At 58.4% G+C, this 12562-nt stretch carries 13 protein-coding genes and 1 tRNA gene; 10 read left to right on the forward strand and 4 right to left on the reverse strand.

All coding sequences use genetic code 11. The features are described 5' to 3' along the window. Positions 1-27: 27 nt before the first annotated feature. Entirely contained in the window at positions 28-1476 is a 1449-nt protein-coding gene (locus WAO69_RS16605; RefSeq protein WP_422181175.1) for an FAD-linked oxidase C-terminal domain-containing protein, read from the reverse strand. Between the two features lie 125 nt (positions 1477-1601). Between WAO69_RS16605 and WAO69_RS16610 the strand changes: the two genes are divergently transcribed. Continuing rightward, positions 1602-1946: a hypothetical protein gene (locus tag WAO69_RS16610; RefSeq protein ID WP_422181177.1), complete on the forward strand. Its 345-nt coding sequence runs from the start codon at positions 1602-1604 to the stop codon at positions 1944-1946. Between the two features lie 94 nt (positions 1947-2040). On the opposite strand, the gene rlmH is transcribed toward WAO69_RS16610, so the two are convergent. Both rlmH and rsfS read right to left on the reverse strand, forming a co-directional pair. After that, complete coding sequence (rlmH, locus tag WAO69_RS16615) at positions 2041-2511, reverse strand: 23S rRNA (pseudouridine(1915)-N(3))-methyltransferase RlmH (protein ID WP_422181179.1); 471 nt, start codon at positions 2509-2511, stop codon at positions 2041-2043. Positions 2512-2550: 39 nt separating this feature from the next. Further along, positions 2551-2967: a ribosome silencing factor gene (gene rsfS / locus WAO69_RS16620; RefSeq protein ID WP_422181321.1), complete on the reverse strand. Its 417-nt coding sequence runs from the start codon at positions 2965-2967 to the stop codon at positions 2551-2553. Between the two features lie 190 nt (positions 2968-3157). Between rsfS and WAO69_RS16625 the strand changes: the two genes are divergently transcribed. Further along, positions 3158-3724, forward strand: a complete 567-nt coding sequence (locus WAO69_RS16625) for a hypothetical protein (protein WP_422181181.1) — start codon at positions 3158-3160, stop codon at positions 3722-3724. Here the strand turns inward: WAO69_RS16625 and WAO69_RS16630 are convergent. Then, a complete protein-coding gene (locus tag WAO69_RS16630; RefSeq protein WP_422181183.1) occupies positions 3721-5061 on the reverse strand; it encodes a mechanosensitive ion channel family protein in 1341 nt (446 codons plus the stop codon). The two genes, WAO69_RS16625 and WAO69_RS16630, sit on opposite strands and share 4 nt — an antisense overlap. 479 nt (positions 5062-5540) lie before the next feature. Here WAO69_RS16630 and leuC point away from each other — a divergent pair, with 479 nt between their 5' ends. The 8 genes from leuC to WAO69_RS16670 all read left to right on the forward strand — a co-directional run bounded on the left by leuC (position 5541) and on the right by WAO69_RS16670 (position 12515). Then, positions 5541-6947 carry a 3-isopropylmalate dehydratase large subunit gene (leuC, locus tag WAO69_RS16635; protein WP_422181185.1) on the forward strand — a complete coding sequence of 469 codons (1407 nt, stop codon included), beginning with the start codon at positions 5541-5543 and terminating at the stop codon, positions 6945-6947. Between the two features lie 39 nt (positions 6948-6986). Then, positions 6987-7511: an HdeD family acid-resistance protein gene (locus WAO69_RS16640; protein ID WP_422181187.1), complete on the forward strand. Its 525-nt coding sequence runs from the start codon at positions 6987-6989 to the stop codon at positions 7509-7511. Between the two features lie 41 nt (positions 7512-7552). Then, a complete protein-coding gene (gene leuD / locus WAO69_RS16645) occupies positions 7553-8158 on the forward strand; it encodes a 3-isopropylmalate dehydratase small subunit (protein WP_422181189.1) in 606 nt (201 codons plus the stop codon). Positions 8159-8499: 341 nt separating this feature from the next. Then, positions 8500-9339: a hypothetical protein gene (locus WAO69_RS16650; protein ID WP_422181191.1), complete on the forward strand. Its 840-nt coding sequence runs from the start codon at positions 8500-8502 to the stop codon at positions 9337-9339. Then, positions 9336-10433, forward strand: coding sequence for an endonuclease/exonuclease/phosphatase family protein (locus WAO69_RS16655; protein ID WP_422181193.1), 1098 nt, complete (start codon positions 9336-9338; stop codon positions 10431-10433). Before WAO69_RS16650 ends, WAO69_RS16655 begins: the two co-directional genes overlap by 4 nt. Positions 10434-10585: 152 nt before the next feature. Next, positions 10586-11125, forward strand: a complete 540-nt coding sequence (locus WAO69_RS16660) for a GNAT family N-acetyltransferase (protein WP_422181195.1) — start codon at positions 10586-10588, stop codon at positions 11123-11125. A gap of 159 nt (positions 11126-11284) precedes the next feature. After that, positions 11285-12388: a 3-isopropylmalate dehydrogenase gene (leuB, locus tag WAO69_RS16665; RefSeq protein ID WP_422181197.1), complete on the forward strand. Its 1104-nt coding sequence runs from the start codon at positions 11285-11287 to the stop codon at positions 12386-12388. A gap of 50 nt (positions 12389-12438) precedes the next feature. Further along, positions 12439-12515, forward strand: a tRNA-Pro gene (locus tag WAO69_RS16670). The last annotated feature ends 47 nt before the right edge of the window (positions 12516-12562 follow it).

Consider the following 12562-nt stretch of genomic DNA (forward strand, 5'->3'; position numbering starts at 1 on the left):
GAAGAAAAGGCGCGCCATATGGTGGCGCTATTCGGCGGCCATGGCCTGCATGCGCCGCGCGTCAGAGCTTTGCAGCGGGAACACTTTAGCCGGGTTCAACAGCCAGCTTGGATCGAACACATCCTTCACCGCCATCTGCGCTTCGAGATCTGCGGCGGTGTATTGCACCAACATCAAATCGCGCTTTTCGATACCTACGCCATGTTCGCCTGTCAGACAGCCGCCGGCCTCGACACAGAGTTTCAGGATCTCGGCCCCAAAGGCTTCGCAGGTTTCCAGATCGCCGGGCTTGTTGGCATCAAACAGGATCAACGGATGCATATTGCCATCTCCGGCATGGAAGACATTGGCGACATCCAGCCCGAACTCCTTGGACATCTCGCCAATTCGACGCAGCACATAAGGCAAGGACGACACGGGAATCGTACCATCCAGACACATATAGTCGTTGATCTGCCCCATAGCGCCAAAGGCGCTTTTGCGACCCAACCAGATACGCCCGGCTTCTTCGGCGTCCTGTGCCTCGCGCAGTTCCACCGGATTATGCTTGGAGGCGATCTGCTTGATCAGGCCAAGCTGCATGTCAATCTCGGCATCCGAACCTTCGACCTCGACGATCAACAACGCTTCGCACATCGGATAGCCCGCCTTGGCAAAGGCTTCGCAGGCTTCGATGCAGGGGCGATCCATGAATTCGATGGCGACAGGTAACACGCCGGCCTTGATGATGTCCGACACCACCGCGCCAGCGGTTTCATTGTCGTCATAGCCCATGAGCACGGGGCGCGCGCCCTCGGGCTTGCGCAATATCCGCAGCGTCGCCTCTGTCACGACACCCAACTGCCCTTCGCTGCCGCAGATCAGTCCCAAGAGGTCCAGGCCGCTCGCATCCAGATGTGCGCCACCGACCTCGACGATGGTTCCATCCATCATCACCATGGTGACACCCAAGAGGTTGTTCGTGGTCACACCGTATTTGAGGCAATGCGCGCCACCGGAATTCATCGCAATGTTGCCTGCAATCGCACAGGCCAACTGACTGGAAGGATCGGGGGCGTAAAAGAAGTCCTGTTCCTCCACGGCACCGGTCACGCTCAGATTGGTACGGCCCGTCTGCACCCGGATGATGCGGTTCTCGTAATCCGTCTCAAGAACGTCGTTCATCCGCGCCACGCCCAGAATGACACAATCTGCCGTGGGCAAAGCCCCACCGGCCAGCGATGTTCCCGACCCGCGCGGGACGACCGGCACGCCCTCCTGATGGCAGATGCGCAAGACGTCCGATACTTCCTGCGTCGTCGTCGGCAGCACTGCAACCATCGGCGCGCATTTGTACGCGGTCAGCGCATCGCATTCATAAGCGCGCGTCTCGGACTCTTCATGGATCACAGCGCCCTTGGGCAACACGGCCTCAAGCCGTTCAACCACACGGGATTTGCGCGCAAGAATCGCGGGGTTCGGGATGGGCATTTCCATGAGCATCTCCCTTCAGAGCGCGTTTTGGTAAAAAGATATGACCAATGTATGGATGTAGCAAGCAGATTCGCCCATGCACAGGAACGTGAAATGGTCGCAGCTCGTATCTGCCCTAGGATCGGGGAATGAAACATCTGCTGATCCCCCTCCTGTTCGCCAGCCCCGCCCTTGCCGATCCACCGGCGATAGACAAGGTCATCGCCACGCAAACGGGCACGACATGGCGTTTCGATGTCACGATCAGCCACCCGGATACCGGCTGGGATCACTATGCCGATGGCTGGCGCGTGCTGGATATGCAGGGCAATGAACTGGGACTGCGTGTGCTTTTTCACCCGCATGTCGAAGAACAGCCCTTTACCCGCTCTTTGTCTGGCGTTGCGATCCCGGACGGCACAAGACAGGTGCAGATCGAGGCGCGCTGTTCAGTGGATGGCTGGAGCACGAAGACATCTGTCACCCTCCCCTGAAGCCTTCGGCGGCTGCCGGGATGGACGCGCAGGATCACGTCTGAATGCCCATGTCGCAGATTGTGCAAAGTACCGGTGCCCCGAACGCCTGTCGTTATTCCCGGTGATAGGGGCTTCCGGCAAGGATCGAGGCGGCGCGATAGAGCTGCTCGCTCAGCATCACGCGGGCCATCATATGCGGCCAGACCATCTTGCCAAAGCTCAGGCTGTGATCAGCCTCGGCGCGAAGTGCGGGTGCAATCCCGTCCGCCCCGCCAATCACAAAGGCCAGATCGGACCGGCCGGCGTCGCGCCATTTGGCAAGGACCGCTGCAAAATCCGGTGACGTCATGACGGCCCCGCGTTCATCAAGCGCGCACAACACCGCGCCTTTGGGCACAGCCGCGCGCAACAGACCTGCCTCGGCTGACATGCCGCCACCCTTGCGATCTTCGACCTCGGTCAGGGTCAGTGGCCCAAGCCCCAGCCCCCGGCCCGTCCGGTCAAACCGCGTCGCATAATCGTCTATCAGGGTTTTTTCCGGCCCAGAGCGTAACCGCCCGACCGCACAGATATGAATCCGCATATCATTCCTCTCCCGTTCAGGGACGGGAGCAGGACCTGCTTAATTGGCCTGAGCCGCCGCAGGCACCCACATCTTCTCAAGCTGATAGAACTCGCGCACTTCGGGGCGAAAGATGTGTACGATCACGTCGCCTGTATCAATAAGCACCCAATCGCCAGTGTCCTTGCCTTCGACACGCGACAAACGGCCAAAGTCAGACTTGAGCTTTTCGACGAGTTTCTCGGCCAGCGCCGCCACCTGCCGTGTCGAGCGACCCGAGCAAATGACCATGTAGTCGCCAATAGCCGTCTTTCCTCGAAGATCTATCTCAACGATATCCTCGGCCTTGTCGCTTGCGAGTTGAGTAACAATTGCGGCCAACAGCTCTTCGCTGGTGGTCTCATTGAAGCCTGCACCCGTATGTGCGGCCCCGTCATCAGCGGCCTGTGCCGCCTCTGCATGGATCGACAGAACAATGTCCTCCTTTGATGCGCATCGGGATCATCCCGCGCAGTCCACGACATTAAACTAGCAAGCCTGAGACGACATTTCAATCAAACAGCTTGTACAGTTTCCACAACGTCGCCAATCGGGCAGTTTTGTTGCCTAAAGCGACACCGACCTTTAAGTTTTCTCGTCTGGAATGATCTTCCCGGAGGATGTCGCCATGCCACGCTGGGTGGTCTTGGGTCTAACACTGGCAATTGGCGGGCTGTTTCTTGGCTCTGAAAAGGCGCAGTCACAGCCCATCGACAGTTGGCATTATATCGACGCGGACAGCGTTCTGCATACAGAACGGGTTGATGGTCTGCATGGCGCAGGTGTCATCCAAAGCGATCAGATTTTCGCAATGCTCTATCTGGGGTTACCGGAGGGCAACGGTGTCGTGTCCGTTGTGCTGCCCACATTGACAGCGATGCCGACATTGTCCTCGACGCTGATTGCGCCCAATGGTCAGCGTTTCGTGCGGGTTCTTGAAGAATCCGAGCTGGATGTCTCGCAAGTGAGCGATACGAGCTATGCCTATTCGTTTTCGATCACGTCGGTGGACGTGGCTCTCTACAAATCCGCGCGCAGCTGGGAATTGTCGCAAGGGGAGTCGCGCTGGACGGTCACCCTTGCAGGTAGTCGCCGCGCCATCGAAGAAGCTGAAACAGAACACAGGCACCAGTTCAAGAAAATGTCCGAGACACGGCCAACAACAGCGGCCGTTCAGTCCAGGACAGGAAACTAATCCGGTTCCAGCCCCGGCGTAGGAGCATCCGTGAGCATCCGCACTTCGCGTTGCGGGAAGGGAATGGAAATCCCGTGCTCCTGAAACGCATCCCACAATGCCAGATAGAAGTTGCCGCGAATATTGGTCAGACCCTGTGTCGGATCACGGATCCAGAACCGCAGGATATAGTCCACACTGCTATCGCCGAAACCGACGATGTGACACACCGGGGCATGCGGCGGTGCCAGCACCCGCTCCACGCCTTGCGCGGCCTGAACGGCAAGGCGACGCACCGCGTGAGGATCATCCTGATAGGAGGTGCCAAAATGCACATCGAGCCGAACGAAATCATTCGAATGAGACCAGTTCACCACCTGCCCGGTAATCAGATCTTCGTTCGGGATCAGATATTCGGTCCCATCACGCGTCACCACGCTGGCATAGCGCCCGCCCAAAGTCTCGATCCAGCCAAACGTGTCACCGATCGAAATCACGTCTCCGGGCTTGATCGATCTGTCCAGCAAGATGATCACGCCCGAGACCAGGTTGGAGACCACCTTCTGGAGGCCAAAGCCGATGCCAACCCCAATTGCACCGGAAAGCACCGCCAGCCCGGTGAGATCAAATCCGATGGCCTGCACGGTGAAGATGACCGCCGCACCATAGACAATCACCTGGACCGCCTTGACCGCCAGCACCTGAATAGAGGGCGACAGATCCTGATTGCGTCGGATCATGCTGGCCAGCATCTGCGATACAAGCCGCGCTGCGGTCATCAATGCGGCGATCAGGACCAACCCAAGCAGGACCATACTCGCAGAAATCCGCAAGGATCCCACGGTCAGTGCAATACTGTCCAGAAAAGATGAGAACTCGTCCAGCAGTCCGAGGTAATAGAGCGTCGCGTAGATCCAGACGAACCATTTCAGCACACGGCGCAGGAACGGATTGGAGACCAGCGTCACCGCAAAGGCAATGAACAACCAAGCGGTGGAAAGGGTCGCTGCCAGCCCTACGAAATAGCTGCGCGAGGGCCAGGTCAGTTCCTGCATGGTCAGGTAGGTCACCCAGGAAAAAGCAGTAAAGAAAAGCAGTGTGCTGCGCCGACGCAGCTGTACCAGAATCCGAAGGTGCCATTTGGCCCAGCCCTCGCGTGAGCGCGCCCAGGTCTCGATATGGGGATCGGTGAGATAGCGCATGACCCAGGCAGCCGCCAGCAGCGCAAGAACGATCAGAAACTGGTTCTGCCGCCAACCTGGTGTGATCAGACTTTCGACCGCGAACGACACATCGTTCCAAACGGACAAGCCTATCTCGCTCAGGCTTTGCGGTTCAAAATTTTCCTGCTGGTCCATACCACCCTCTGGTGGTCAAACTGCCCGCAATCGGCAGATCAAACAACTCAAGAAAGCGAGGCGTCAGCGCTGAAAGACAGGTACGGTCACGGGCAGATCAAGATTTGACCCATAAAAGGGATCACCCGCCGAAACGGCGTGCACACCCAGCGCCAGAAGGACGATGGACAAGATCATGAGGACCAAAAGGGGCGCTGCGGAGTGTTCCATGATAGATTTACGCTACACCTACGGGGTTGGATCACTGCCCAAACAGATTTTTTTAACCAGGATGCGTGGCAGGGCGCGGCGCGCCCACCCCTTGCCTCGACTCGCACAAAGCCTTAAGCGCGAAATGATGAAACGTGTTTTTGATATGGATGACCGCGCACGACTGCGCGAACGCTTTTTCGGCGCCAGCCATACCGTGATAGCGCGCCTATAGGGCGCTCATCTATCTGCCCGACCCTTCTTGCAGCTTCACAAACAGGGAGAGACCCATGTCCCCCAAGACACTCTATGACAAAATCTGGGATGCCCATGTCGCGCACGAAGCCGACGATGGTACCTGCCTTCTTTATATTGACCGCCACCTGGTCCACGAGGTGACCTCGCCGCAGGCTTTTGAAGGTCTTCGCATGACCGGCCGCCAGGTTCGCTCGCCCGAGCGCACGATCGCGGTGCCCGATCACAACGTGCCGACAACGCCCGACCGTTTGAACGGCATCGAAAACGAGGAAAGCCGCATTCAGGTCGAGGCGCTGGAAAAGAACGCCGCTGATTTCGGCCTGATGCATTATTACCCGGTGTCTGACATCCGTCAGGGCATCGTGCATATCGTTGGCCCCGAACAAGGCTGGACCCTGCCGGGCATGACCGTGGTCTGCGGCGACAGCCATACAGCCACCCACGGTGCATTTGGTGCCTTGGCTCATGGTATCGGCACCTCGGAAGTGGAACACGTTCTGGCCACGCAAACGCTGATCCAGAAAAAGTCCAAGAACATGAAGGTCGAGATCACCGGCAAACTGCGCCCGGGTGTAACGGCCAAGGACATCACCCTGTCTGTCATCGGTGAAACCGGAACCGCGGGCGGCACCGGCTATGTGATCGAATACTGTGGAGAAGCAATCCGGGATCTGTCCATGGAAGGCCGCATGACCGTGTGCAACATGGCCATCGAAGGAGGCGCGCGCGCTGGCCTCATCGCCCCGGACGAAACCACATATGAATATGTCAAAGGTCGCCCCCACGCCCCCAAGGGTGCGCAATGGGAAGCGGCTCTGGCATGGTGGAAGACGCTTTATTCCGACGATGATGCCCATTGGGACAAAGTCATCACAATCAAAGGCGAAGACATCGCACCGGTTGTCACCTGGGGCACCTCGCCCGAGGACGTACTGCCCATCACCGGAGTCGTGCCATCGGCTGACAGCTTTGAAGGCGGCAAGGTCAACGCGGCGCAACGCTCGCTTGACTATATGGGCCTCAAACCCGGCACTCCACTGAGCGAGATCGAGATCGATACGGTCTTTATCGGATCCTGCACCAATGGCCGGATCGAGGATTTGCGCGCGGCGGCCGAAATCCTCAAAGGCAAGAAGATCAAGGATGGCATCCGCGCCATGGTGGTACCCGGTTCGGGACTCGTCCGTCTTCAGGCCGAAGAAGAAGGTCTGGCCGATATCTTCAAGGACGCCGGATTTGAATGGCGCCTTGCAGGGTGTTCGATGTGTCTGGCGATGAACCCGGACCAGCTTGAACCGGGCGAGCGCTGCGCGGCCACGTCAAACCGCAACTTCGAAGGCCGCCAGGGCCGCGGTGGGCGCACACATCTGATGTCACCGGCAATGGCGGCCGCCGCGGCCGTGACCGGACGTTTGACCGATGTGCGCGAACTGATGTAACCCGGCTATAGTCTGGGACGGCAAAAAGGAGAGCGTGACATGAAAGACTGGCTGAAATTCGTTGTCCTCGGTGGCCTTTCGGTCGCATTCGGCGTCTTTGTTCTGGGGGCACCTGTTGTCGCCTCCCTGGCGGTTACCACACTCACCGGAATTCTGTTTCTGGTGATGGGCGGCCTGCAGGTTGCCGGTGGCATCTCTGGCGAGGGCCTTGCCCAAAAGGTATTCGGCATTGCAATGGGTCTGGTGATGCTCTTCCTTGGGTGGTCCTTTGTGGCCCATCCTCTGGAAGGGACGATCTCGCTGGCGCTGATGGTCATGTTCCTGCTGATGGCAAGCGGCATTGTCCGGCTTGTCTTTTCCTGGCGGATGCGCAGCACAACTTACTTTTGGCCAATGCTGATCTCTGGCGCGGTATCAGTTCTGCTTGCGGCCTACATCTGGGTCAATTTCGACACGGCTTCGGTTTCGATCCTGGGCATCATGCTGGGCATCGAATTGCTGTTTAATGGTTGGGGCCTGATCATTCTGGGCTTGTTCCTGCGCAAGGCCCCGGTTGCAAAATAAAGGCGGGGTCGACCCGTTACTCTGATCAAGGACATCGACTGATGGACAAATTCACCACCCTCACCGGCATTGCCGCACCTATGCCAATGGTCAATATCGACACCGACATGATCATTCCCAAACAGTTCCTCAAGACGATCAAGCGCTCTGGCCTTGGCGTGAACCTCTTTGACGAGATGCGCTATGATCAGGAGGGCAACGAAAGGCCCGAGTTCGTTCTGAACCAGCCGCAGTATCGTCAGGCGGAAATTCTGGTTGCCGGAGACAACTTTGGCTGCGGATCATCGCGTGAACATGCGCCTTGGGCGATCAAGGATTTTGGTATCCGCTGCGTCATTGCACCGTCTTTTGCCGATATCTTTTACAACAACTGTTTCAAGAACGGCATCCTGCCCATTGCCCTTCCCAAAGAGGTTGTCGATGTTCTGATGAAGGACGCTCAGAAAGGGGCCAATGCCCGTATCAGCGTCGACCTTGAGGCACAGACAGTGACCACATCGGACGGCGAAACCTTTTCGTTCGAACTGGACAGCTTCAAGAAGCACTGTCTGCTGAACGGTCTGGACGATATTGGCCTGACAATGGAGAAAGCCGACTCGATCGGCACTTTCGAATCCCAGATCGCTCAGCAGCGCCCGTGGGTCTGAGGCCGATCGGCTTTGTGGGTCCCGCAGCGCATGGCGCTTTGGGGCCCGGCCACAAGTGTTAACATTACCCTGAGGGCGCGTAGCCCCCTGACAACATCACCCCACAAGATGTTGTGTTTGAACGGTTTCCCTCCCACCGTTCTGCCAATTTTGATGCAAAGACGCACCAGTTTCTCCATAAACCTGCCCTAATTTCAGAGCCTGATGTATGGGCAGTTGAGCAGTTATTCGAAACACGGCACAAATGTGTCGAAATTGAGGCAAGCCGCTATAGCGCGGCATCAAAATGGGAAAGGGCGCGGCAAAGTACCGGGTCTGTCCAGTTTGAAGAGGAGCGGAGTGTGATTTCAAGAATCACCGGAGCATTGATGCGTGCGGCCCTGGTGGCAGCCACGGTAGTGACACCGTCGCTATTGTTATCCGGCTCGGGAACGGGTGCGCCTGAATTTGTGATCTTTGTCACTCTGATCGCTGCGATTTTCATTTTTTCCGAATACACGACCGTCTTCCCTTCGATCCTGGAGTTCCGCGACGCGCCGCCGCTGAACCGACTGCGTTTTCTGGCCCTTTCATCAACCGTTGTCTGCCTGACGCTGCTGGCAAAGAACGCCACCGATCCCACGCAAACCACACTCTGGATGTCCCAGATCGGAACGTCGATCGGGCACTCTCTGGATTTCCCCTATTCTCCTGTGCGCCTACTTGTTCTGATGATGCCGCCGGATGCGCCCATGGCCCTGACCGATGGCGTGCGCATGTCTGCTGGAGTGGCCTATCTGATCTCGCTGGTTGCGATCATCACATTCATCCTGACCATCCGCGTAAAGGGCTGGCCCACGCGAAACGGGGCCTTCAACGTCTGGACGAACATGCCCTTGTTTGATCCGACGACGGGCGGAGATGTGGTGGACCGGCTCTATAGCGATGCGCGGTTCAACGTGATCCTTGGCGTGCTGTTGCCCTTCATCATCCCCGCAGTCGCGAAACTGGCGTCAGAGTTGATCGACCCGATTTCGCTGAGTGATCCCGTTGTACTGATCTGGACGGTCTGCGCATGGGCATTCCTGCCCGCCAGCATGATCATGCGCGGTATCGCCCTTGCCCGCATTGCCGCCCTGATTGAGGAAAAACGCCGCCGTGCATATGCCGTGGCCGAGGCCGAGGGCATCCAGACCGCATGAGCCGGATCGCGGGTGCGATCTGTGCTCTGACCTGCGCGGTCTTTCCTGCGAGTGTCGCTTTTGCTGAGACGGTCCGCGTGGCCAGTTTCAACATGGAACTCGTCCGGGAAGGCCCAGGCCTTGCTCTGCGCGATATCCGCCGCGCAGATGACCCGCAGATCTCTGCGATCATCGAAGTGCTTGGCCGAGTGCGCCCCGACATTCTGGCGGTGCAGGGTCTGGACTATGACTTTGGGCTGGAAACCCTGAACGCGCTCAACTCCCGGTTAGGCGAGGCCGGGCTGTCTTATCCTTACGCTCTGGCGCTACCGACAAATCGCGGATTGCAGACCGGGCTGGATCTGGACGGCGATGGACGTGCCGGTGAGGCGGCGGATGCACAGGGATTTGGGCGGTTCTATGGGCAAGGTGCCATGGCGCTCCTGTCGCGTTATCCGGTTGATCAGGATGGTGTTCTTGACTTTACCACGCTGCTTTGGGCCGAGCTGCCCGAGACCCAGCGCCCGATGCTGGAAGACGGCACACCCTTTCCTTCTGTCCAAGCAGCAGCACAGCAGCGTCTGTCCTCAAGCGGCCACTGGGTCGTGCCCGTTCGAATTGGTGAAACGCAGCGCCTGACCCTCCTGACATTCCACGCCGCGCCACCGGTGTTTGACGGTCCTGAAGACCGCAACGGACGACGCAACGCCGACGAAATCAGGTTGTGGCGACACCTTCTGGATGGCCGCGTTGGTCCAGTGCCCGCCACTCCCTTTGTCATCGCGGGTGCGGCCACCCTTGACCCGTTCGACAGCGACGGTCGGCACGAGGCGATCCGGGACCTGCTTTCCGATTCACGCCTGCAGGATCCCGGCCCCACAAGCTCCGGAGCGGCAACCGCCCCGGACGAAGGCCATGCCGGGCCCAATGAACTGGACACGGTCGAGTGGGAGGGCGTAGGGCGTTTGCGTGTCGATTATGTCCTGCCGTCTGCCGACCTCAGTATCACGGATGCCGGGGTGTTCTGGCCTGCACCGGGAGAGGCCGGACATGAGGCGGCCCTTACGGCAAGCCGGCACCGTCTGGTGTGGGTGGATGTCGTGGTTGTGCCTTAGACGATTGCAGGTAAAGGTCTCACTCTTGCCGTCGATGCCGGTCCTGAGTACAGATTTCCCCGAAAGAGACTGTCACAATATGCAACGGTTTCGGCACCCTTGATGTCGATGATATCGTCCGGCCCGAACCGTCATTGAATCGGAGAACCGACATGGAGTTCCGCTCAGGCCATACAACGCGGGAACAAGCGATCGTAGACCTTTTCAGGGCAACTTTTTCGGCGTCCGAAGGTGTTGATGAGGGCAAGTTGATCGGTGAATTTGTTCATGATCTGATGGCAACAACGCCAAGCCAAGACATGTTCGTCTGGTCGGCATATGACGGTCACATCCTTCTGGGGTGTGTTTTCTTCTCTCGTCTGACATTCGAGCAGGATGGGCGATCCGTTTTCATCCTGTCTCCTGCTGCCGTTAAAACCGAGTATCAGAAACAAGGTGTCGGCCAAAAGCTGATCGCAAGGGGGCTGGAGGACCTGCGCCAAAATGGGGTCGATTTCGTCGTGACCTATGGCGATCCGAACTATTATTCCAAAGCAGGCTTCCATCAGATCACCGAAGAATTTGCCCAGGCACCCCTTGATCTGACTTTCCCGGAAGGTTGGCTGGGACAGTCGCTTTCAGGCAAGGATGAAACGCCGTTGATCGGACCATCCCGGTGTGTGCCCGCATTGAACAAGCCCGAGCTTTGGTAGAACGCAGAAAATCCAGACCTGCCTGAAGGCGCGTCGACTGAAGGCACCGCTTCGCGGGGTTTGATCGCAAGCAGGATTTGGTGGTCAAAGCATCCGCCATATTGACGCTTCCCGCGTGCCGGGATAGGCCGCTTGCGACCCATTCCAAGGAGAATTCTCATGTCCAACCCATCGCTTCTCATTCTGCCCGGTGACGGGATCGGCCCCGAGGTCATGGCCGAGGTCCGCCGCATCATCGACTGGTATGGTGAAAAGCGCGACATGCCCTTTGATGTCAGCGAAGATCTGGTGGGCGGGGCGGCCTATGATGTCCATGGCACGCCGTTGCATGACGACACGATGGCCCGTGCCCAGGAAGTCGACGCGGTGCTTCTGGGCGCGGTTGGCGGGCCGAAATACGATGTTCTGGATTTCTCGGTGAAACCCGAGCGCGGGTTGCTGCGCCTGCGCAAGGAGATGGACCTCTATGCCAACCTGCGCCCGGCACAATGTTTCGACGCATTGTCGGATTTCTCGTCGCTCAAGAAAGAGGTCGTCGCCGGTCTGGATATCATGATCGTGCGCGAGCTGACCTCGGGCATCTACTTTGGCGAGCCACGCGGAATCATCGAGGAAGGCAATGAGCGTGTGGGTATCAACACCCAACGCTATACCGAGAGCGAGATTGACCGGGTTGCACGGTCGGCCTTTGAACTGGCCATGCGGCGCGGCAAGAAGCTGTGTTCGATGGAAAAGGCCAATGTGATGGAAAGCGGCATCCTGTGGCGTGAAGTGGTTACGCGCGTGGGTGCAGATTACCCCGAGGTCGAATTGAGCCACATGTATGCCGATGCAGGCGCGATGCAGTTGACACGCTGGCCCAAGCAGTTCGACGTGATCGTGACGGATAACCTGTTCGGCGATCTGCTCAGCGACCTTGCGGCGATGCTGACGGGCTCGTTGGGCATGCTGCCCTCGGCGTCCCTGGGCGCTCCGATGGCGAATGGCCGTCCAAAGGCGCTTTATGAGCCGGTACACGGCTCGGCCCCCGACATCGCGGGTCAGGGCAAGGCCAATCCGATTGCCTGCATCCTGAGTTTCGCCATGGCGCTGCGCTATTCCTTTGACGCAGGTGACGAAGCGGACCGGCTGGAGCGCGCGGTTGAAACCGTGCTGGCAAACGGTTTGCGCACGGCGGATCTGCTGGGTGAAGAAGGCGCGACCCCGGTATCCACCGTCGAGATGGGCGATGCGATCCTGGCCGCGCTGGATGCAAGTTTGTGAGCAGAGCGCTTGCAATAGACACGCAGCGGCGCTAATCCACGCGCCACGATCGGAGTGTAGCTCAGCCTGGTAGAGCACTGTCTTCGGGAGGCAGGGGCCGGAGGTTCGAATCCTCTCACTCCGACCAGTCGTGTTTATGGTTGAACCGGAGCCTGCGTGCAGGCGTGCCGAAAC

The sequence above is a fragment of the Aestuariivita sp. genome (genome assembly GCF_049276915.1).
Taxonomy (GTDB): domain Bacteria; phylum Pseudomonadota; class Alphaproteobacteria; order Rhodobacterales; family Rhodobacteraceae; genus Aestuariivita.